The 20700-nt window shown below is 71.8% G+C and carries 19 protein-coding genes; 6 read left to right on the top strand and 13 right to left on the bottom strand.

Features of this window, described 5'->3' with window-relative positions:
- Window positions 1-198: 198 nt before the first annotated feature.
- The gene (locus VIB11_RS09980; RefSeq protein ID WP_332030811.1) at window positions 199-1110 is read right to left on the bottom strand and encodes a metallophosphoesterase family protein; all 912 of its coding nucleotides are present in this window, start codon (window positions 1108-1110) and stop codon (window positions 199-201) included.
- Between the two features lie 212 nt (window positions 1111-1322).
- Between VIB11_RS09980 and VIB11_RS09975 the strand changes: the two genes are divergently transcribed.
- Window positions 1323-2285: a lipid kinase gene (locus VIB11_RS09975; protein WP_332030809.1), complete on the top strand. Its 963-nt coding sequence runs from the start codon at window positions 1323-1325 to the stop codon at window positions 2283-2285.
- Window positions 2286-2485: 200 nt separating this feature from the next.
- Here the strand turns inward: VIB11_RS09975 and VIB11_RS09970 are convergent, their stop codons facing one another.
- Window positions 2486-4255, bottom strand: a complete 1770-nt coding sequence (locus tag VIB11_RS09970; RefSeq protein ID WP_332030807.1) for a lipase family protein — start codon at window positions 4253-4255, stop codon at window positions 2486-2488.
- A gap of 353 nt (window positions 4256-4608) precedes the next feature.
- A complete protein-coding gene (gene glnA / locus VIB11_RS09965; RefSeq protein ID WP_332030805.1) occupies window positions 4609-6033 on the bottom strand; it encodes a type I glutamate--ammonia ligase in 1425 nt (474 codons plus the stop codon).
- Window positions 6034-6262: 229 nt separating this feature from the next.
- On the opposite strand from glnA, the gene VIB11_RS09960 reads away from it, so the two are divergent.
- Window positions 6263-6736, top strand: coding sequence for an RDD family protein (locus tag VIB11_RS09960; protein ID WP_332030803.1), 474 nt, complete (start codon window positions 6263-6265; stop codon window positions 6734-6736).
- Between the two features lie 4 nt (window positions 6737-6740).
- On the opposite strand, the gene VIB11_RS09955 is transcribed toward VIB11_RS09960, so the two are convergent.
- The 4 genes from VIB11_RS09955 to lipA form a co-directional block, all read right to left on the bottom strand.
- Window positions 6741-7340: a PadR family transcriptional regulator gene (locus VIB11_RS09955; RefSeq protein WP_332030801.1), complete on the bottom strand. Its 600-nt coding sequence runs from the start codon at window positions 7338-7340 to the stop codon at window positions 6741-6743.
- Window position 7341: 1 nt separating this feature from the next.
- Entirely contained in the window at window positions 7342-8196 is an 855-nt protein-coding gene (locus VIB11_RS09950; RefSeq protein ID WP_332030799.1) for a DUF4097 family beta strand repeat-containing protein, read from the bottom strand.
- A gap of 145 nt (window positions 8197-8341) precedes the next feature.
- Window positions 8342-9076: a DUF4191 domain-containing protein gene (locus VIB11_RS09945; RefSeq protein WP_332030797.1), complete on the bottom strand. Its 735-nt coding sequence runs from the start codon at window positions 9074-9076 to the stop codon at window positions 8342-8344.
- Between the two features lie 20 nt (window positions 9077-9096).
- A complete protein-coding gene (gene lipA / locus VIB11_RS09940; RefSeq protein WP_332030795.1) occupies window positions 9097-10107 on the bottom strand; it encodes a lipoyl synthase in 1011 nt (336 codons plus the stop codon).
- 198 nt (window positions 10108-10305) lie between these two features.
- On the opposite strand from lipA, the gene VIB11_RS09935 reads away from it, so the two are divergent.
- A complete protein-coding gene (locus VIB11_RS09935; RefSeq protein WP_332030793.1) occupies window positions 10306-10638 on the top strand; it encodes a tetratricopeptide repeat protein in 333 nt (110 codons plus the stop codon).
- A 31-nt stretch (window positions 10639-10669) separates the two neighbouring features.
- Here VIB11_RS09935 and VIB11_RS09930 read toward each other — a convergent pair whose 3' ends face one another.
- Both VIB11_RS09930 and lipB read right to left on the bottom strand, forming a co-directional pair.
- The gene (locus tag VIB11_RS09930) at window positions 10670-11287 is read right to left on the bottom strand and encodes a hypothetical protein (RefSeq protein ID WP_332030791.1); all 618 of its coding nucleotides are present in this window, start codon (window positions 11285-11287) and stop codon (window positions 10670-10672) included.
- A gap of 91 nt (window positions 11288-11378) precedes the next feature.
- Window positions 11379-12014, bottom strand: a complete 636-nt coding sequence (lipB, locus tag VIB11_RS09925; protein ID WP_332030789.1) for a lipoyl(octanoyl) transferase LipB — start codon at window positions 12012-12014, stop codon at window positions 11379-11381.
- A gap of 151 nt (window positions 12015-12165) precedes the next feature.
- Between lipB and VIB11_RS09920 the strand changes: the two genes are divergently transcribed.
- Window positions 12166-14325 (top strand): MMPL family transporter, encoded by a 2160-nt coding sequence (locus VIB11_RS09920; protein WP_332030787.1) that lies wholly within the window; start codon window positions 12166-12168, stop codon window positions 14323-14325.
- A 10-nt stretch (window positions 14326-14335) separates the two neighbouring features.
- Window positions 14336-15373: a Gfo/Idh/MocA family protein gene (locus tag VIB11_RS09915; RefSeq protein ID WP_332030786.1), complete on the top strand. Its 1038-nt coding sequence runs from the start codon at window positions 14336-14338 to the stop codon at window positions 15371-15373.
- A gap of 135 nt (window positions 15374-15508) precedes the next feature.
- Here the strand turns inward: VIB11_RS09915 and VIB11_RS09910 are convergent, their stop codons facing one another.
- The gene (locus tag VIB11_RS09910; RefSeq protein WP_332030784.1) at window positions 15509-16378 is read right to left on the bottom strand and encodes a DUF1996 domain-containing protein; all 870 of its coding nucleotides are present in this window, start codon (window positions 16376-16378) and stop codon (window positions 15509-15511) included.
- A 546-nt stretch (window positions 16379-16924) separates the two neighbouring features.
- Between VIB11_RS09910 and VIB11_RS09905 the strand changes: the two genes are divergently transcribed.
- Complete coding sequence (locus VIB11_RS09905; RefSeq protein ID WP_332030783.1) at window positions 16925-18514, top strand: serine/threonine-protein kinase; 1590 nt, start codon at window positions 16925-16927, stop codon at window positions 18512-18514.
- A gap of 108 nt (window positions 18515-18622) precedes the next feature.
- Here VIB11_RS09905 and VIB11_RS09900 read toward each other — a convergent pair whose 3' ends face one another.
- The 3 genes from VIB11_RS09900 to VIB11_RS09890 all read right to left on the bottom strand — a co-directional run.
- Window positions 18623-19348, bottom strand: coding sequence for a peptidase E (locus tag VIB11_RS09900; protein ID WP_332030781.1), 726 nt, complete (start codon window positions 19346-19348; stop codon window positions 18623-18625).
- Between the two features lie 54 nt (window positions 19349-19402).
- The gene (locus tag VIB11_RS09895; protein WP_332030779.1) at window positions 19403-20305 is read right to left on the bottom strand and encodes a TIGR01777 family oxidoreductase; all 903 of its coding nucleotides are present in this window, start codon (window positions 20303-20305) and stop codon (window positions 19403-19405) included.
- Window positions 20306-20331: 26 nt separating this feature from the next.
- Window positions 20332-20700 (bottom strand): 2-oxo acid dehydrogenase subunit E2 (locus VIB11_RS09890; protein ID WP_332030777.1); only part of this gene is annotated, 369 nt, incomplete at its 5' end.

The raw sequence follows: 20700 nt of genomic DNA, 5'->3' as shown, positions 1-20700 counted from the left end.
CAGGTAGTCGAACTCGGTGGCCACCGCTGCGCCGTGCATCGCGCCGGGCATCCCGCCGTGCCGGTCCGTGCCGCTCTGGCCGCCCGAGCGAGGTGACATCATCGCGCCCACCCGACGACGGCGGCGGACGTTCCACGGGATGTCGGGCGCCGCTGTCCTGCGTCGTCCGACCGCACCCGCTGACGGGCAGTGCGCGCGTCAGCGGGTGATCGTGAACAGGTCGACCAGCGTGCCGGACTGGTCGATGGCCCGGCCAATGAGGCGGTCGTGGTACGCGAGGAGGTCGACGTAGTGCAGGGTGGAGTCGCTCACCTCCGTGAAGTCCTCGGCGCCGGCATCGCGCAACCGCGCACCGCCACCGGAGACCACGTAGGTCACGCCCTGCTGCGGCGTGGAGCGCTGGTAGTCGTGGTCGTGCCCGGCCAGGACCAGGTGCACTCCTGCCCGTGCGAACAACGGCCCCCAGGCGTCCCGGACCTGGAGGTCCGAACCGTGGTAGCCGGCCGAGTAGGCGGGGTGGTGCATGGCGGCCACGGTCCAGACCCCCGCCGGCTGTGGCTCCGCAAGTGCGGTGCGCAGCCACCGGGTCTGCTGTGGGTCGTCCACGCGGTTGGAGTCGAGGACCAGGATCCGCACCGGCCCGATGCGCTGGCTGTACCAGGGACTCTGGCGGCCCAGTGCGGCGAGGATCTGCCGCTGCTCGCCGCTGCGGTAGTCATGGTTGCCGAGGACCGGAAGCAGCTGCGCTCCCTGGTCGAGGACCGGTTCGAACGGTGTGGTGACCCGGCTGTCGACCAGGCTCGCGTCGCCGTCCTCGTAGATGAGGTCCCCGAGCAGGATGAGGGCGTCGTAGGGAACCCCGCGGCCTTCCGCTGCCATGCGCCGGACCGTCGCGCGCTGCGACGCGTCGCCGGTACCCGTGTCTCCGGCGAGGGCGATGCGCGCCGCCGGCGGCTCGGTGATGCGGGGAACGGCATCTCCGGCGACCGGGGACGGGCGGTCCCGGGCAATGGCGGACCACACCAGGACGGGTGGGGAGAGCAGGACCCACACGATGAGCGGCACGACGGCGACAAGGCCCAGGAGGACCACTCGTTGACGGCGTGACATGGGCCACCTGCCCCCGGAACGGTTCGGACTCGTGATCCGGCGACCGCCTGCCCTGCTCGAGGCCCCACCAGTCGCGCTACGGGCAGCGTACGCCCGGTGCCGCGTGCGAAGCGCGGCGCCCAGCCAGGGATGGCTCGCCACCGGCGGCACCCCTTCCTCCACGGGGGGCCGTTTGCAGGGACCTCTCAGGTCCTCGGCCTAGGGTGCGCGGCATGAGAACCGCGCGAGAGGCTCGCTCTGCTGCTCTGGTGGTCAACACGGGTTCACGTCGAGGAGTGGCGCTGCATCAGCTGGCGGCGGACTCGCTGCGAAAGGCAGGGGTGCCGGTCGCCTCGGTGTATCCGGTGGTTTCGGGGGCACAGCTGGCCGGGACGCTTGATCGCGTGGTCGCGGACGGGCACGACCTCGTCGTCGTGGGTGGCGGTGACGGGACGGTGAGCTGCGCCGCAGGTCGGGTCGCCGGGACCGACGCCACGCTTGGCGTCCTGCCGCTGGGCACCGCCAACGACCTCGCCCGCACGCTGGAGATTCCGAGCGACGTGGCGGCAGCTTGCGCTGCTGTCGCAGAGGGGAAGGTGGTCGACATCGACCTCGGTCGGGCGAACGGCCAGCCGTTTCTCAACGTCGCCTCCGTCGGACTCTCCGTGGGCGTGACCGAAGCGCTCAGCCCGCGCCTGAAGCGGCATCTCGGGCCCCTGGCGTACGGCATCGCCACGCTGCGGGCCTACCGTCGGCACGAGCCGTTCCGTGCCCGGCTCGACTTCCCGGAGGGGGACCACGAGCCGGTGGAGCTCGACGACCTGCTCCAGGTGGGCATCGGCAACGGCAGGCACTATGGCGGGGGCAACGCGGTCTCGCCCACGGCAGGGATCGACGACCACCTTCTCGACATCTACGCCATCGTGCGGGGGCGGCTTCGCGAGCACGTGAGCATCGCGCGGCTCCTCAAGGACGGGAGCTTCATCGAGCACGACCGCGTGCACCACCTGACCAGCAGACGGGTCCGGCTCGTCACCGAGCCGCAGCTGTCGGTGAACCTCGACGGCGAGATCGCGACCACGACACCGGCCGACTTCGCGATCGAGCGCAACGCCGTGCACGTCGTCGTTCCGCGCAGCAGCCGCAGCGCCTCCCTCGACGGGCGGCGCGCACAGCACGAGGGGCCGTCCGCCTGAGAGCAGCCTCTGGCAGCACCGGCGCCGCCGGCGGTCAGGGGAACATCTTCCACTCCGTCGACTACCACCTGCGCACGGTGTTCCAGAAGCTCGGGGTGCGCTCCCGCACCCGACTGCACCAGGTGCTGCCGGCCGACGTGGCCGACGACGACGCGCTCGGACCGGTCGAGCCGCGCCGGTCCTAGGGAGCCGCACCTGCACTAGGGGCAGGTGCTGGTGGGCAGCCTTCCGGCGAGGCGGTCCTTCGTCCAGGCCACGAGGTCGCTGACGGCGGGGGAGTCGGGCTCCACGAGCGGCACGTGGTCGCGGCCGACATACGTGCGGTAGTCCACCTGCTGGCCGGCGGCGCAGCGCGCCTGCACGTAGGCGTCCTGGGCCGAGGGCACGACGAGTTGGTCGGCGCCGCCCTGGCCGAGGAGCAGGGGAGCCGTGATGCGCCCGTTGGGCACGTTCTCCTGCAGCCGGGCAGCCAACGTGCCGCGGCTCGGGTCACCGTTCCAGATGGTCTTGTCGAGCGACGTGATGGTGAGAATCGAGAGAAGGGTGCTCTTCTCGGCGAGGCACCGCGCCGCCATCTCCCGCACGATCGGCTGGGCGCCCGGTCGCACGTACTCGCGGTAGGTGACGTCTGGGTAGGTCTTGGCGTAGGAGTCGATGACGTAGGAGGCGAACAGCTCACCGCCCGTGACGTTGCCGAGGTTGTCGATCAGCGCCGGAAGGTCGCTGGCGGGGGCCAGAGCGGCGACGCCCTCCACCTTCACGTCGGGCGAATAGGAGGAGGCCAGGATGCCGGTCCACAGGGCGGCGTGTCCGCCCTGGCTGTGCCCCCACACGACAGTGTCGTCGCCCAGGGTGACGTCGCCGAGCTGGCGCGCAGCGCGCACCGAGTCGAGTACCGAGCGGCCCTCGCCCTCCCCGATGAGGTACGGGTGCGGGCCGGCCGTGCCCAGACCGACGTAGTCCGTGCCGACGAAGGCCCACCCGTTGCGGAGCACCTGGTCGAGGTTGAAGAACGCGCCGGACTCGAACGGGTCGATGACGGAAGGGGCGCACCCCGGGACGACCCCGGTGGTGCCGTGTGCCCAGGCGATGATCGGGATGCCGGCGCGTGCCTTGGCGGTGGGCACGACGACCAGCGCGCTCGCCACGGCCGGCTGTCCCTCCTCCCGGGTGGTCGTGTAGAGGATGCGCCAGGCCGACGCACCGTCGGGGATCTCGCGGGTGTAGGGCTCGGCACGCAGCAGCTGGCCGGGCTGCGCCGGTACCGAGGCCGGCGGGGTGTAGAACGCGTCCGGCTGGGGGGCGCCGCGGCGAAGGGTGAACGAGACGAGCACCAGCAGGAGAGCCAGCACGAGGGCCAGCGCGTTGCCCGCCAGCCGGCCCCACCGGCGCCACCCGCCGGCCTGGCGGGGCCCGTCCTCGGTGCCGCGGGCGCGCCTGAGCGCCGTCCCGAGCAGCCGGAACCCGAGCACGATCAGCTGCACCCCGACGAGCACCCCGATGACGATGACGCTCACGTCGGGCCACGCCAGGGCGAGCAGCCCGAACGCGACGGAGGCCACCCCGCCGAGCACCTCGTTCCACCGCTCCACCCCATGAGCAGCGCGGGCCTGCGCCAGGTCGCCGACACCGGTCACGACCAGCGACAGACCCATCACGACGATGACCGCGCGCACCCCCAGCCCGGTGAATGCCAGCACCCCCACGGCGCCCAACGCGTACGCGGCAGCCCGCACGAACCGCCACCGCGACGGTGGCGCGCCGCCACCCGGGCCCTCGACCAGCTCGGCGACGGCGGCGACCAGCAGCCCCAACGCCACGGCCAGCAGCAGCAACGACAGCGACGCCATCGGCCGCAGCGACAGGTAGCCACCCAGCACCACGAGCAGGCCCCCGACGAGCGCCAGCCACGGCCACGGTCGGCGTCCTCGGGCTGGTGGCCGATCCAGCAGGGGTGAGGGGCGAGTCATGCAAGAAACGTAGGGTGGCGACCTTCCGGTCACAACCACGTCTTCGCGTAGTCCTGATGCGACCCTGCGGGCGGCAGGAGGGGATCGACAGCGCGCGTCTCGCGGGTGCTGACAGCCTCTTTGGCGCGCCGGGTCGCCAAGAGACGAGGCCTTTTGAGCGCGGGAGGCGGGAGGCTGGAGGCCCGGAACTGCGCCGAACCTGAGCCAACGCGAAACGGCGGCTGACACTGCGAGACGTCCGAAGACGCTTGCGCAGGTCAGCCGCCGTTTCAGGCGACAGTCAGCAGGTCAGAGACCCGTGCTTGTCAGATGTCGCTGAGCCGTTCGTTCGACATCTGCCTCGCTTCGCTCGACTAGATGTCGAAGTACATCTCGAACTCGTGCGGGTGCGGGCGGAAGCGGATCGGGTCGACCTCGTTCTTGCGCTTCCACTCGATCCAGGCCTCGATGAGGTCCTCGGTGAAGACGTCGCCCTGGAGCAGGAACTCGTGGTCGGCCTCGAGCGCGTCGAGGACGGCCGGGAGCGAGCCGGGCACCTGCTCGATCGCCGCGTGCTCCTCCGGCGGCAGCTCGTAGAGGTCCTTGTCCACCGGCTCCGGCGGCTCGATGCGGTTGCGGATGCCGTCCAGGCCCGCCATGAGCTGCGCGGCGAAGCACAGGTACGGGTTGGACGACGGGTCCGGCACGCGGAACTCGATGCGCTTGGCCTTGGGGGAGTTGCCGGTGATCGGGATGCGGACGCACGCCGAGCGGTTGCGTGCCGAGTAGACCAGGTTGACCGGCGCCTCGTAGCCCGGGACCAGGCGGTGGTAGCTGTTGATCGTCGGGTTGGTGAAGGCGAGCAGCGCGGGGGCGTGCTTGAGGAGTCCGCCGATGTACCAGCGCGCCACGTCGGAGAGGCCGCCGTAGCCGCGCTCGTCGTAGAACAGCGGCTCACCGTCCTTCCACAGCGACTGGTGCGTGTGCATGCCCGAGCCGTTGTCGCCGAAGATCGGCTTCGGCATGAAGGTCGCCGTCTTGCCGAAGTCCCACGCCGTGTTCTTGATGACGTACTTGAACTTCATGATGTCGTCGCCGGACTGCAGCAGCGTGTTGAAGCGGTAGTTGATCTCCTGCTGGCCCGCCGTGCCGACCTCGTGGTGCGAGCGCTCGACCTGCAGGCCGACCTTGGCGAGGTTGAGGCACATCTTGTCGCGGATGTCGGCGAAGTGGTCCACGGGCGGGACGGGGAAGTAGCCGCCCTTGAAGCGCGTCTTGTACCCGCGGTTGCCGCCCTCCTCCTCGCGGCCGGAGTTCCACGCGGCCTCGACGGAGTCGATGAAGTAGTAGCCGGCATTCGCCTTGGTCTCGAAGCGCACGTCGTCGAAGACGTAGAACTCCGCCTCGGCGCCGAAGTACGCGGTGTCCGCGATGCCCGTGGACTTCAGGTAGGCCTCGGCCTTGGCTGCGATGTTGCGGGGGTCGCGGCTGTACGCGTCACCGGTGAAGGGGTCCACGATGGAGAAGTTCATGACGAGCGTCTTCTCCTTGCGGAACGGGTCCACATAGGCCGTGCGCACGTCCGGGACGAGCTTCATGTCGGACTCGTGGATCGCCTGGAAGCCTCGGATGGACGAGCCGTCGAACATCTGGCCGTCGATGAAGAACTCTTTGGTCACGGTGTGCGCGGGCACGTTGAAGTGCTGCATCACGCCCGGCAGGTCGCAGAACCGGATATCGATGAACTGGATGTCCTCGTCCTTGATGAACGACAGGACCTCGTCCGCTGTGCTGAACATCTAGCCTCCTGTGATGGGGCGGGCAGGGCGCCGCCCGGTGCGTCGAGAAGTGACGATACTCAGACCCGGTTTCCCGGCCATGACCCGAATGTTTCGCAGGTGTTACGCATCCGAGGATGAGGTCCGGTCCTCGGACACTGCGTACCACTCCCCGGACAGCCGCGCAGCGCGGGCCACGCGGCATACGGGCGGTGGACGTCCCTGTCGTGCCGCGGTCTAGGGTTTCCCCGTGGTTGATCGCAAGGACATCGGCTCCTGGCTCGAGGGACCGGGGGCCCGCACGGACGGTGGCGGTGACTACCCGGGCCAACGGCTGGGTATGCCGCGCGAGGGCTCCGGTGCGATCGGACGGTTCGGGAGGCGCGTCCTGGGTGTCCTCGTCGACTGGACCCTGTGCACCCTGATCGCCTACGGGCTGTTCGGCGTCCCCCTGCCCTTCACCGAGCTGGCAGGCGCCCGCGGCTGGGTGGTGCTGCTGGTCTTCGCCGTCGAGAACCTCCTGCTGGTGGGCACGCTCGGCTTCACCATCGGCCACCGCGTCGTCGGCCTCCGGGTGCGGTCGATCTCCGGTGCGCCGGCCAAGCCCGTGCAGGTGGTCGTGCGGACGGCGCTGCTGTGCCTCTTCCTGCCCGCGACGTTCTGGGACCACGACGGTCGCGGGCTGCACGACAAGGCGGCGGGGACCGTCATCGTCCGGCTCTGACCCGTCAGCGGTGCTGCACGACCTCCTGGATGCGCCGTGCGGCGTCGGCAAGGATGTCGGCCACCTCGCGGCCCTGCTCTGCGGTGAGGCCGTGCTGCCGCCAGGCCCGGCGGGCCTCCTCGCGCAGCTCCGCGATCGCCGACTCCACCTCCTGCCGGACCCCGGGCGACGAGTTCTTCCACGTCTCGCCGGGGGCGCCCACGGGGGTGGCGGTGCTGCGGGCCTGGCGGGCTGCCTCGCGCAGCTCGGTGCGCAGGTCCCTGCTCTGGCTGCTGACCCGGGAGCGCACCTCTTCGGCGAGCTCGCGCACCGAGTGGTCGAGGTCGCTCTCGAGGGCCGCGACGTCGTCGGCGCGGGCGCGGACCTCGGCACGACCCGCCTCGGTGATCCGGTAGACGGCCTTGCGGCCCTCGTCGGTGCGCTCGACCAGACCCTCCTCCTCGAGCTTGGCCAGGCGCGGGTAGACCGTGCCGGCGCTGGGGGAGTAGAGGCCGTTGAAGCGCTGCTCGAGGTCCTGGATCACCTCGTACCCGTGGCGCGGCCCCTCGTTGAGCAGCGCCAGCAGGTAGAGGCGCAGCTGGCCGTGGGCGAAGACGGGGCTCATCTCAGATCGCCCAGTGCTCAGCCGTGCCCGTGCTCGGGCTTCCCGCCGTGGAGCGCAGGACGACGATGCTGCCCGAGACCGCGTTGGCCTTCACCCGCAGCCCGCGGTCGCCCTCGGTGAGCTGGCCGCCCGAGGCGTACGGTCCCCGGCGCAGCTCGCGGCCGTCGACGACGACCTGGCCGCCCGCCGTGTTGGCGCGTACGTCGTAGCCGCGGTGCGGGGCGCGGACGGTGACGTCGCCGGTCACCGAGTTGGAGGACACCGAGGCCACGGCGTTGGTCAGGTCGAGCGCGACGTCGCCGGTGACGGTGTGCACGGTCGCCTCGGGCAGCTCGCTGCTCTGCGCGGTGACCGTGCCCGACACGGAGTTGGCGTGCAGCGGGCCGCGCAGCCGGCTGCACTCGACGATGCCGCTGACGGTGTTGACGCTCGTCCGGCCGATGAGGTCGTCCAGGGTCAGGGCCCCGGACACGGTGTTGGCCTTGACCTCGGCGTGCACCCCGGCCACGAGGGCGTCGGCGCTCACCGTGCTGACGTTCGCCGTGGCCGTCTCGGGGACGGAGACGCTGACGACGACCCGGTTGTGCTCCATGCCCTCGACGGCCTGGCGCACCCGGTCGAGGATGCCGACCTCGCTGTCCGGGCCGTGGGTGATCTTCAACAGCGAGCCGTCCCAGCTCACCACCACCGGCTGCCCCTCGACCTGCGAGACCTCGATCCGGGCGGTAGGGGAGTCGTCGTGGGTCACCACATCGATCCGGCCGCCCACGATGCCGACCTTGAGGGCCCGCACCTGCTCGCCGTCGCCTCCGATGTCGAGGACCCGCGGGCCCTCCACGCGCCACTTCTCCGGCATGACCTGCTCCCGTCTTCACTCTCGCGCTATATCGCGTCTGTGAGACACGCTATATCGCGTTAGCCACCATCGCAAGGGCCCGAAGACGACGTATGCCGGGTGCTGACCACCCGGCATACGAGGAAGAACGGCGGGGGAGCCCGCGTCAGCGGCCCCGCATGGCCTTGCGGTCGACCCGGGCACGCATCGGGTCCATGCCGGCCGGGACCGGCGGCCGGATGCCCCCGAGGGACTTCAGGCGCTTGTTCACCGTGGAGGCCTCCTCCTTGGTGAGGACGGGCTTCATCCGGGAGACCTTGCTCGACAGCTTGCGCACGGGCACCTGGCCCTCGCCGTCGCCGACGCTCAGCAGCGTGACGGGTACACCGGGGGCGACGCGGGCGACCTTCTTGCGCTCGGCCTCGAGCATCTTCGTGACGCGGGCCTGCGGGCCGTCACCCACCAGCACGATGCCGGGGCGGCCGACCGCCCGGAAGACGAATGCCGCGCCGACCATGTCCTCGGGTCGCGTGCCCCGCGCGCCCTCGAGGGCGACCGGCTGCTGGTCGAAGAACCAGCCGCGTCGCAGGGCGCCGAGGGCGGCACCCGCGCTGCCGGGCTGGCCCTCGATCGCGCGGTAGGCGGCGCGCTCGGCCCGGCGGCTCATGACGATCGTCGCGGCGAGCAGGGCCAGCGGCAGGCCGAGGATGAGGCCGTACCACCAGGCGTCGAACAGCACGCCGATCCCGATGGCCACCACGAGGGTGGCGACGAAGGCCAGCAGCATCCACCAGCCGATGAGCCGGTCGACCTGGCGCGCCGCGGTGAACACCTGGCGGACCTGCGCGATCCGTCCGGGCTTCTTGGGCGTGGTCGACTGCTGCTTTTCCTTGCGGGCCATAGGGGTCAGGATACGTGGCGTCAGCCGCGTGCGACCAACGAGGCCGCCTCCTGCCGGGCGGGGCCGTCCGCCTTGGCAGCGAGGTGCTGCAGGTGCTCGGGGATCGGGCGGCCCCAGTGGGCCATCGCCTGCGCGTAGAGACGGCCGGCGCGGTACGAAGAGCGCACCAGGGGGCCGGCCATCACGCCCTTGAAGCCGATCTCCTCGGCAAGCTCGCTCCAGTGCACGAACTCCTCGGGCTTGACCCACCGGTCGATCGGGTGGTGCAGCTTCGAGGGGCGAAGGTACTGCGTGATCGTCAGGATGTCGCACCCCGCCTCGTGCAGGTCGCGCATCGCCTGCTCGATCTCGTGGTCCTCCTCGCCCATGCCGAGGATGAGGTTGGACTTGGTGACCAGCTCGGCCTCGCGGGCCATGCCCAGCACCCGGAGCGACTTCTCGTAGGTGAACGCGGGGCGGATCTTCTTGAAGATGCGCGGCACCGTCTCGAGGTTGTGGGCGAACACCTCGGGGCGGGCGTCGAAGACCTGGCCGACGAGTTCCGGCTTGGCGCCGAAGTCGGGCGGGAGGATCTCGACGCCGGTGGTCGGGTTCTGCCGGTGGATCTCGCGGATCGTCTCGGCGTAGAGCCAGGCCGCGCCGTCGGGCTGGTCGTCGCGGGCGACACCCGTGACGGTCGCGTAGCGCAGGTCCATCTGGGCGATCGACTCGGCGACCCGGCGCGGCTCGTCGCGGTCGAGGGGGAGCGGCCGTCCGGTGGCGATGTCGCAGAAGTCGCACCGGCGGGTGCAGACGTCGCCGCCGATGAGGAAGGTCGCCTCGCGGTCCTCCCAGCACTCGAAGATGTTGGGGCAGCCCGCCTCCTGGCAGACCGTGTGCAGCCCCTCGCGCTTCACCATCGAGTGCAGCGCGGTGTACTCCGGCCCCATCTTGGCGGTGGTCCGGATCCACGACGGCTTGCGCTCGATCGGCGTCTCGGCGTTGCGTGCCTCGACGCGCAGCATGCGGCGGCCCTCGGGTGCGACGGTCACGCAGACTCCCTTGCCTTGCTCGAGTGCCTGCCGGCGGCAGGTATGCCGCGGGGCACGGTTCCGCCCGGAGGTCACCGGGCGTGCCTCAAGGGTACGCCTGCGCGGCGGTGTGGTGTTCCCCGGTGCCGGGGCCGGACGGGTTGCGGGCTCTGTGGCCGGGGGTGGAACAGCCGCCTACCCACGGGCGTTCTCCCGTGCATGGAGGACTCGCTGCGGTTGCAGTTCGGCATGGCGGAGGTGCACTTCGAGCAGAAGCGCTACCGCGAGGCTGCGGCGATCCTCGAGGTGGTCGTGAGCGAGGCGCCCAGCAACGCCTCGGCCAGGACGCTCCTCGCGCGGGCGTACTTCCACGCCGCGATGCTCCGGCGGGCTGAGGAGCAGGCCCGCGAGCTGATCGAGCGCTGGCCGGTGGACGCCTATGCCCACGTCATCCTGGCAAGGTCGCTGCAGCGCCAGAGCCGTCACGACGAGGCGGTTCCGTACCTGCGGCTCGCGGCCGCCCTGACCGGGGACGACGACCTGCTTCCGTAGGGCTCGCTCGCGGGCGGGGTCCGGGTGCCCTCTAGCAGGGGTCGGCGAGCGGGGCGGGCCGGGCGGGTGTGGACACGCCAGCGGACTGCCGGAAGACCGTGCGGGTGGTGACGTCGACGGCCGGCCCCACGAGCAGCGCCGTGAGCAGGGTGCCCGGCCCGACGGCCGCCCCCAGCGCCCAGCCGGTGAGCGCGCCGCCGACCTGGAGCACGGTGTAGCTCCACCGGAACGCCAGCGGGGGGTCGAAGGCCAGGGCCGCGGCCTCCGCGGGCCCGGCGCCGGTGCGCGTCGCCAGGTAGCCGGCGACCCCCAGCGTCAGCAGCGCGAAGGCGGCACCGAGCTCGACGAAGCGCAGTCCCAGACTCGAGGGAGAGGGCAGGACGGGCAGCAACAGGCCGACCACCACACCGACGACGACGGGCTGGACCAGCGTGCCCAGGCCGGGGCGGGTGCCGCGGCCCCACGCCAGCGCGATCAGCGCGACGGCAACGGCCACGTTGACGACGGCGAAGGGCAGGCCGGTCGCCAGGGTCAGCCCGGAGACGAGCGAGGAGTAGCCGTCGGAGCCGAGTGCCGCGTCGAGCAGCAGGGCCACCCCGACGCCGAGGACACCGCAGGCGAGCACCAGCTGGAGGACACGGTTGCGCATGCGGTGTTCAACCCGGCGAGGACCGGCCGTCTTCCCCGGCCGCTGCGCATCCCGGCCCGCTACGGCCCGGCGCGGTCCCCGGGAGGCAGGCTCAGGAGAGGTCGAGGAGGTCCGCGAGGTGCTTCTCGGCGTAGGGCAGGACGTCCTGCACCGTCACGGTTCGCCCCGCCTCGCGGCTGATCGAACCGACCCCGGCGTCGGCGATGCCGCAGGCGACGATGTTGTCCGCCCAGGACAGGTCGGCGTCGCAGTTCAGGGCGAAGCCGTGCATCGTGACCTGCTTGCTGACCCGCACCCCGATGGCGCCGAGCTTGCGGTCGGGACCGCGCTCGTCGGCCAGAACCCACACGCCGCTGCGGTCCGCGACCCGGGTGGTCTCGACCCCGAACTCACGGCAGACACGGATCATGACCTCCTCGAGGCGGCGCACGTGGGAGACGACGTCGATCGGCGCGGGAAGACGGACGATCGGGTAGCCGACGAGCTGGCCCGGGCCGTGCCAGGTGATCTTGCCTCCGCGGTCGACGTCGATGACCGGGGTGCCGTCGAACGGTCGCTCGTGGGGCTCGGTGCGCTTCCCGGCCGTGAAGACGGCGGCATGCTCGAGCAGCAGGACGGTGTCGGGGACCTCGCCCTGCACGACGGCGGCGTGGACCTCGCGCTGGTGGTCCCAGGCGGTGAGGTAGTCCACGAAGTCCGGGGCGAAGCCGAGGTGCTCGAAGCGCATGGCGACAGGGTACGCCGGTGCGCGACCGGCCCATCCGCCACGCCCTCGGCGACGAACGGCCGGTGAAAGGGTCCGGACATGGCGCTGGCTAGGCTGAGGTGGTGGCGGGCGCCTGCCGGCCACTCGGGACGAAGCTGAGCTGGGGAGCCTGATGCGGTCGCGGTGGATGGTGCGCCTGGGCGCACTGCTGGTGGTGCTGGTGTGGTTCGCGATCGCGAGTGTGGGCGGGCCCCTCGTCGGTCGCCTCTCCGAGGTGCAGAAGAACGACAACGCCTCCTTCCTCCCGGCCCAGGCCGAGTCGACCGACGTCATGAACGAGGTCGCGCGGTTCACCGAGAACGAGTCGCTGCCCTTCATCGTCGTCATGGAGGCCGAGTCAGCCGTCACCCCAGCCCAGCAGCAGGCGGCGGCGCAGTTCGCGTCCCGGGTCCCGGACCTCCCGCTGGCTGGCCTGGGCGGCGCGCAGACCCTCGGCGACTACCTCACCGAGGCGCCGCAGGCCGCGATCCCCAGTGCCGACGGGAAGGCGCTGCTGCTCGTGGTCCCGGTCGACGCCGCGCGCTCGACCGAGACCGTCGAGGAGACGTCGCCGCTGTTCGAGGCGGCCGACGAGCTCCGCACGGCGGCTGGTGAGGTGCTCGAGCCCGCCGGTCTGGCGACCTACGTCACAGGCCCCGCGGGCGTCACCGCCGACTTCGTCACCGCGTTCGGCGGCATCGACGGCATCCTCCTCGCGGTCGCGCTCGGGGTCGTCTTCCTCATCCTGCTCGTCGTCTACCGCAGCCCGATCCTGCCGTTCGCGGTCCTCGTCACGGCCATCTTCGGGCTCGGCGCCGCGGCGCTCGCGGTCTTCCCGCTCGCCCGCGAGGGGGTGATCGGGCTGTCCGGGCAGTCGCAGGGCATCCTGTCGATCCTCGTCGTCGGCGCGGCCACCGACTACGCCCTGCTCCTCGTCTCCCGTTACAAGGAGGAGCTGCACGACCAGGAGAGCACCTGGCAGGCGATGAAGCGCGCTTGGCGCGGGTCCGTGGAGCCCATCGTCGCCAGCGCCGCGACCGTGATCCTCGGCCTGCTCTGCCTCCTGCTCTCCGACCTCGGCAGCACCTCCGGCCTGGGGCCGGTCGGCGCGATCGGGATCGCCGGTGCCCTCGTCTCGTCGCTCACGTTCCTGCCTGCGGTCCTCCTGCTGTTCGGCCGCGGCATCTTCTGGCCCTCGGTGCCCCGGCTCGACCACGTCCACGCCGAGGACAAGATCGGCACCCGCGGCCTCTGGGGCCGGGTCGCGTCCCTCGTCGGTGGGCACCCGCGCCGCACCTGGGTCCTGACCCTCGCCGCGCTTCTCGCCGCTGCCGCGTTCGTTCCGACGCTGAAGGCGGACGGCGTCACCCAGTCCGAGATCTTCCTCAACGAGGTGGAGTCCGTCACTGGCCAGGAGGTGCTGGCTCGCCACTTCCCCGCCGGCTCGGGAAGCCCCGTCCAGGTCATCGCGCCCGAGTCCAAGGCGCAGCAGGTGGTGGACGTGCTCTCCGGCGAGGAGGGCGTCAACAACCCGTATGCCGGGCTGGCGCCGGGCGCGCCGCCGAAGGTCGTCGACGGGAAGGTCGTGGTGCAGGCCACCCTCACCGCCCCGGCCGACAGCCCCGAGGCCGACGACGTGGTCCGCCGACTCCGCGCCGACCTCGACACGGTCGGGGAGGACGTCCTCGTGGGCGGCATGACCGCCATGAACCTCGACGTCCGCGACGCCAGCAACCGCGACCTGCGGGTGATCATCCCGGCGATCCTGGTCGTCATCTTCCTGGTGCTGGCCGTGCTGCTGCGCTCCCTGGTCGCGCCGGCGCTGCTCGTCGCGGCCAACGTCGTCTCGTTCGCGGCGACGATGGGCGTGGCCGCGCTGGTCTTCAACGAGATCTTCGACTTCCCGGGGTCCGACCCGTCGACGCCGCTGTACGGCTTCGTCTTCCTCGTGGCCCTGGGTATCGACTACTCGATCTTCCTGATGACCCGGGTACGCGAGGAGACGCTCGCGCGGGGCACGCGTCGCGGGGTCCTGGTCGGGCTCGCCGTCACCGGTGGGGTCATCACCAGTGCCGGTGTCGTCCTCGCGTCGACGTTCTCGGCCCTGGCGGTCCTGCCGATCCTCTTCCTCGTGCAGATCGCGTTCATCGTCGCCTTCGGCGTCCTGCTCGACACGCTCGTGGTGCGCTCCCTCCTCGTGCCCGCCCTGGTCTACGACATCGGGCCGCGGGTGTGGTGGCCCAGCCGGCTCTCCCGTGAGACCGCGACCACGGACCACCCGCCCCGGGGCTAGGGTCGCGGTCATGACACGCGTGGGACTGGCCGGGTACGGCATGGCAGGCAGGCAGATCCACGCACCGCTCCTCGCGGCGGCGGGGCTGGAGGTCGCGGCGGTGTCGACGTCGCACCCGGAGCGGCAGGCGGCCGTCCAGCAGGAGCTGCCCGATGCGGCGGTCGTCAGCGACCTTGACGGCCTGCTGCAGGTCGACGGGCTCGAGCTCGTGGTCCTGGCCACCCCCAGCGGCGACCATGCGGCCCACGCGATGGCGGCGATCGAGGCCGGCATCGCCGTGGTCGTCGACAAGCCCCTGGCAGTCAGCGCGGACGCGGCGCTCGAGGTCGTCGACGCGGCCGAGCAGGCAGGGGTGCCGCTGACGGTGTTCCAGAACCGGCGGTTCGACGCCGAGCACGCCACCCTCGCCGAGGTGCTGCGCTCGGACGCGATCGGCCAGGTCTACCGCGCCGAGCTTCGCTGGGAGCGCTGGCGGCCCGAGCCGAAGCAGCGCTGGCGCGAGCAGGCCGACCCGGGGGAGGGCGGCGGCATCCTGCTCGACCTGCACTCCCATCTCGTCGACGCCGCCGTCCAGCTCTTCGGCGAGATCGAGACGGTCTACGCAGAGGTCGCGGCACGGACCACGAACGCCGACGACGACGCGTTCCTGGCCTGCCGGCATACGTCGGGGGTGGTGTCGCACCTCGGTGCGACCTCGGTGGCCGGGGCTCCGGGCCCCCGCGTGCGGGTGCTCGGCAGCAAGGGAGCGTTCCTGCTCAACCAGTTCGAGGCCGAGGCCAACATCTTCTCCGACCTCCGTGACGACGACGGCCACGCCGGGTGGATCTACCGCGGCGAGGAGCGCGAGCCGGTCGTCCGCAGCCAGGCGAGCCAGGTGGACTTCTACCGCGCCGTTCGCGACGCCCTGCGCAGCGACAGCCCTGCGGCCAACATGCCGGTGGACCCCCGTGACGCGGTGCACACGCTCGCTGTCATCGACGCCGCACGCACCAGCGCCGAGGGGCGCCGGGTCGTCGACGTCATCACCCCGGGTGAGCGCATCGACTGACTCTCGCCCGAGGGGACGCGCGAAGGGCGCGGCGGGAGTCCCGCCGCGCCCTTCGCGACTCAGCCCTCCGTCCGACCGCCCTCGGTCGACGGGCCCCCTGCGACCCGTCGTCCGCCGGTCAGGACAGGTCGCGGGTCAGCCGCACGCCGCGGTGCTGAACCTGGCGCTGGAGTTGATGCAGTTGCGCGTCATCGCCTCGAACCCGGCCTGGTCCCAGGTGTTCCAGAAGTCGGCGTGCATCGACTGGCCGTCGGTGGTGCCGTGCTCGTGGTCGCTCGCGAGCTCGACGTCGTCGCCCTTGCCGGTGTACTGGAACATGACGGTCTCGCGCAGGGCCACCGTCTTGACGGGGAACCCTGGCGGGCAGGCGCCCTTGACGCGGTAGGCGAAGTGCTCGTTGTCGGTGGTGTCGCCGACCTCGTCGCGGCTGTGCGAGGGCTTCACCCCGTCCCAGCACGACGGGAAGTCGATGTGGGCGGTCAGCGTCGAGCCCGGCTTCCCGTCAGCCATCGAGCAGTCGGGGATGGACTGCTGCGGCTTGACGGCCTCGTTCTGGCCACAGGTCCAGTTGAACTTCTTGCCGATCAGTCGGGTGTCGGCCGGGAACGGCACACCCTCGCCGAAGTCCTTGAAGTCCCAGCTGCGGTAATACGCGATGAAGGACAGGGTCGGGATGACCTGGCCCGTGCTCTTGTTCTGCAGGACGGGAGTCCAGTACCCAGCCGTGTCGGCGGGGTTCTCACAGTTCGTTCCTCCGTTCACGAGGTCCTCGTAGTTCGCCGTGTTGGGGTTCGGCAGCGAGAGGAAGCTGTTGTTGCCGAAGAACTGGTGCAGGTGCGCCGAGCCGGCCGCCGGCTCATTGTGGTGCACGATGGGGTCCACATCGTCCGTGCCGGTGGTCTCCTTGCACTTGATCTTGGACTTGGCCTCCGCGGGCGGCGGTGACGAGACCGTCGACACGAACGCGAGAGCCAGGCCGCCCAGAAGCGCCGTGACCAGAGCCATCACACCGATCGTTCGTCGGCTTCCGCGATGGCGTCCAGGACGGCGCTGGGGGGATGGGGGCATGGTCGAGCTCCTTACGGGGGATGAGGTGCAACGGCCGCGGGGCCCGGCGCGCCAGCGGGGGCCTGACGACGCCGGGAGGGGGTCCCCGCGGCCTGCGCGAACGTACCGCCGGCAGGAGGTCACGGGGAAATAACGGCGGCGCGAGGGATGTCACGTTTGGTGCGGTTTGCGTACTGCTGCTGAATCGGGTGAAACATGTCATACGCCCTGACCTGCGTGTTTCCGCCGTGCGGTGTGATCCAGGTCACTTTTCGGTGGTGCGGGCCGCCCCGGTGGGTCGAGCGGTGCGCCCGACGCGAGCCCGGGGGGTGTGGACAACGCCGCGGCCGTTGCCCGGCTCCGCGGCAGAGTGGGGCACTCGCAGCACGACCCACGGGCCGCCCCGCATCGAGGGCTGCCACCGACCATCCCCAGCGTGGGGGGCGTGGGAGCCCTGGCGGAGTGCGGGGGCGGAGGACGTGCGGCGGAGGAAAGGAGACAGCCGTGGCGAGTCCAGCCGTCCCGGGGTACCACCTTCACGCCCGGCTCGGCGCGGGCGCGGCGGGCACCGTGTGGCGCGCCGAGCGCGTCGCGGACGGCCGGGTCGTGGCCATCAAGGTTCTCGGCCACGCCGCCTCGGCGCCCGACACGGACCAGGCGCTGCGCGAGTTCGCGGTGCTCCAGCGGGTGCGCGTCGAGGGCCTGGTGGGCTTTCACGAGGTCCTGGCTCTGGACGACGCGGTCGGCTCGCTCGCCCTCGTTCTCGACCACGTCGACGGGGGGTCGCTCGCCTCGGTCGTGGCGGCCAGGGGGCACCTCACCCCCGGTGAGGCCGTCACCGTGGCCTCGCCGATCGCACGCACCCTCTCGGGCCTGCACCAGGTGGGGGTGGTGCATGGCGACGTCACGCCGGGCAACGTCCTCCTCGAGCGCTCAGGGCGACCCGTGCTCGCCGACCTCGGCGTGGCCCGGCTGGTGGGGGAGGCGCCGGGTGAGCTCTTCGGCACCGAGGGCTTCACTGCTCCCGAGGTGGAGGCCGGGGCGCTTCCGACGTCCGCCTCCGATGTGTATGCCGTGGGTGCGCTGGTGTGGTGGTGCGTCACCGGTGAGGCACCGCCGCCGGTGCCGTTGAGGCGGCCGCTGGCCGAGCTCGTGCCATGGCTCGGCGCAGACTTCGTCACGGCCGTCGAGCGGTGTCTCGCCGGTCAGCCGCAGGCCCGCCCCAGCGCGGCCGAGGCGGCCCTGCAGCTCTTCGATGCCGCCTCCTGTGAGCCGCTGCGGTTGGTGCTCGGGCACGACGAGGTCGCCCTGATCACTCGACGTATCCGGTCGGGCGCGCCCCTCCCCGAGCCACGTGAGGTCTCGACGACCTGGGTCACCCGGGCCGTCGGTGGCGTGGCAGCCTCGGCCCGCTCGTCGAAACACCTGACCCGTCGCATCCTGCGGGACCGGGCGCTTCGTCCCGTGGCAGTCCTGGTCTCGGGCGTGCTCGCTTCGGCTGCGGTGCTGGGCGGCGTGGCGGTGGCCGGTGCGGCGATCCCGGGCCAGGCGCCGGATGGTGCCCCCCGGGCCGGTGGAGCGGGCGCGTCGAGCGGCACGTCGACGGCCGGGACGGCCCCGAGCGTGGCCGCGAAGGGTGGGACCCCATCCGCCGGCGACGCCTCGGTGGTCCGCCCTCGGGCCGAGGTGCGACGCGCACCCACGGCCCCGGCCACGGACCCGAGGGCCCTGATGCAGGAGCTCTCCGGGGTGCGAGCCGGCCTGATGAGCTCGGGCGACCCGAAGGCGCTCGATGACCTCGACGTTCCCGGCTCGATCGCCTGGGCGGCCGACGCAGCGTTGTTGGAAGAGGTCGCGGAGAGCGGCCGCCGGTTCCAGCAGGTCGCCTTCACGGTCCGGTCGGCTCGGGCGTTGACGGCTCGCGGTGGCCACGCGCAGGTCGAGGCTGTGGTCGACACCGCCGCCCACGAGGTCATCGGCCCGGATGGGCGGACGACGTCTCGTCCGCCCGAGGCCGGGCGACCCATGGTCTTCCACCTCCGCTGGGGTGACGGGCTGTGGCGCGTCGAACGGGTGTCGATGCCGACCACCTGAGCGCGGCCCAGCGTCGATGCTGCGCGGTTCCTGCTTACGGCTCCGAGGCTGCGCGGCTCCGGGGCTGGCTGCCCGCGACCTGGACGCGCGGCTCAGAGGCGGCGCGGCTCAGAGGCGGCGCGGCTCGAGGCGCTCCTCCACCGCGGCATCGCCGTCGCGCGTGACGACGTAGGCCGCCTTGCCGTCCTGCTCCGACACCGCCTCGACGAGGTGAGTGCCGTGGTAGACGAGCCCGACGCCGTCGTCGGTGCAGTGGGTGGTCGGCAGCGTGCCCTCCGCGACGAGGCGGTGCACCAGCGGGCGGCGGCGCTCCTCGGAGTCGTAGTGCACGCCATTGCCGTATGGGAGCAGCCCGAGGCCATTGGTGACGGCGCGCAGCTCTGGTCCGAACGAGTCTGTCGTCCCTCCCTCGAACCAGCAGATCGAGCCCGCGGAGACCCCGGCCAGCACGACACCCGCCTCCCACACCCGGCGGAACACCGGCCGCAGGTCGTGCACGTCCCAGACCGCCAGCAGGTTCGCGACCGAGCCGCCGTTGACCCACACGGCGTCCTGCTCGAGCAGGTGGCCCTCGATGTCGTCGAGGTTCGGCATGGGGAACAGGGTGAGGTTGGTCAGCTCCCACCCGGCATGGCGGGCCGCCTCGTGCATGTGGTCGGCCCAGTACCGCTGGTCGCCCGACGCTGTGCCCAGGTGGGTCACGCGCGGGCGCGGACGCGTCGTGCCCGACAGCTCGACGGCGTGGCGGACCAGGTCGTTGAACTCGAGCTGGATGCGCTCGCCCGCTCGGTAGCCGCCGGAGGTGGCCAGGATCGTGGGCTGGGGTGCAGGCATGACGTGCAGCCTAGGGGCCGATCGCTGCCCCGGTGTCGGGCAGGGGGCGACTCGCTAGCGGTGGTCGAGGAGCCAGGCGATGGCCTTCGGCAGGGTGTCGTCGTCGTGGACGAACCCGCTCGCGGTCAGGCGGCCCGGCATGACCCGCTGGCTGCCGAGGATGTCGTTGGCGAACTCCCCGAGGTAGAGCCGCACCCCCATGCCGGGGGCGGGGAGCAGCGCCGGGCGGTGCAGCTGCCGGGCCAGCTCGGCGGCGATGTCCTTCTGCCGGGCTGGAGCCGGGCCGACCAGGTTGATGGGCCCGTCGACGTCAGGGTGGTCCAGGAGGAAGGCGATCCCGCGCACGGTGTCCCGCAGCGTGATCCACGGCCAGTACTGCTCCCCGGAGCCGATCGGCCCCGCGAGCCCGAGCTGCGCCAGACGCAACAGGGGGCCCATCGCTCCTGCCCCGGGGGCGAGCACGATGCCGGTGCGGGGATGGGCCACGTGCAGGCCGGCCGCCCTTGCCGGCTCGGCTGCGGCCTCCCAGGCCCGGACGACCTCGGCGAGGAAGCCGTGGCCGCTCTCCGAGTCCTCGGTCAGGACCTCGTTGCCGCGGTCGCTGCCGTAGTAGCCGACGGCTGACTGGCTGACCATCCGGATGGGGTGGTCTGCCTCGGCCAGGGCCGCCGCGAGCGTGTGCGTCCCGTCCACCCGCGAGGCGAAGATCTCCTGCTTGCGGCTCGGGGTCCACCGCTTGTCCCCGACGTTGACGCCGGCGAGGTGCACCACGGCGTCGACACCGGCGAGGGCGCCGGGGTCGAGCACGCGGTGGGCGGGATCCCAGGAGATCTCGGCAGCAGTGCGCGCCGGCCGGCGGACGAGGTGAAGCACCTCGTCCCCGCGGTCGATCAGGAAGGCCGACAGCGCGCCGCCGATCAGGCCGGAGGCCCCGGTGATGGCGACGCGCTGCGGCATCCGTGTGACCGTCGTGATCCGCTCGGCTACAGGCCGAGCGAGGCCTCGAAGGCGCCCTCTTCGAGGCGGGCCTTCATGGTCGACAGGAACCGGGCGGCGTCCGCGCCGTCGACGATGCGGTGGTCGTAGGACAGGGCCAGGTAGACCATGGACCGGATCGCGATCGTCTCGCCACCGTCAGCGTCGGTCACCACGACGGGCCGCTTCACCACGGCGCCGGTGCCGAGGATGGCGACCTGCGGCTGGTTGATGATCGGCGTGTCGAAGAGGGCGCCGCGGCTGCCGGTGTTGGTCAGCGTGAAGGTGCCGCCACCGAGCTCGTCCGGGGTGATCTTGTTGTTGCGGGTGCGGTCGGCGAGGTCGGCGATCGCCCGGGCGAGGCCGGCGATGTTGAG

The organism is Pedococcus sp. (genome assembly GCF_036554925.1).
Classification (GTDB): Bacteria; Actinomycetota; Actinomycetes; order Actinomycetales; family Dermatophilaceae; genus Pedococcus_A.
This window is presented reverse-complemented; position numbering and strand designations above follow the sequence as displayed.